Source organism: Vibrio sp. 10N.261.52.A1 (genome assembly GCF_002876325.1).
Lineage (GTDB): Bacteria > Pseudomonadota > Gammaproteobacteria > Enterobacterales > Vibrionaceae > Vibrio > Vibrio chagasii.
On the sequence record NZ_MCYD01000415.1, the window covers coordinates 1 to 416 of the forward strand.

A 416-nucleotide genomic window follows, 5' to 3' on the forward strand; every position below is an offset into this window, starting at 1 on the left:
CCTTTATCTTTCCATCTCACAGAGATATCGATTTTATTGGTGTTGCAATCGATCACCCTCTCAAAAACGAGTAACAAACTATTAACTAATAGGTCTCTGTTGTGTCATAATTTGCGCCGAAAATACACCTGACTTAAACAGGTGAGGAGAGAATATGTTCACAATAGAAGGCGTTTGTGATTGGTGCAAAAAGCCAAGCCTAGTAAAAAAGCACGACTACCTAGATGGTAAGTGCCATCATGCATGTAAAGACTGCAATGATATCGCGACCATGGATGTTCGCCAGTTCAATATTGGTGAGATGGAAATGAGAGCAAAACTCTCCCAAGCAACACTGAGATAAGCTACACCGTTGAAATATAAGAAAGCGCCTTAGGCGCTTTTTTTGTGTCCAGCGTTTATCTTCTTATCTTCTT

General features: G+C 40.1%; 1 protein-coding gene. It reads left to right on the top strand.

The window, feature by feature from the left end; genetic code table 11:
• The first annotated feature begins 154 nt into the window (after positions 1-154).
• A complete protein-coding gene (locus BCT81_RS05025) occupies positions 155-343 on the top strand; it encodes a hypothetical protein (protein WP_004738475.1) in 189 nt (62 codons plus the stop codon).
• Positions 344-416: the final 73 nt, after the last annotated feature.

Coding starts and splice junctions, on each gene's coding strand:
- BCT81_RS05025 (WP_004738475.1), top strand. CDS start 155: ATGTTCACAATAGAAGGCGTTTGTGATTGGTGCAAAAAGCCAAGCCTA.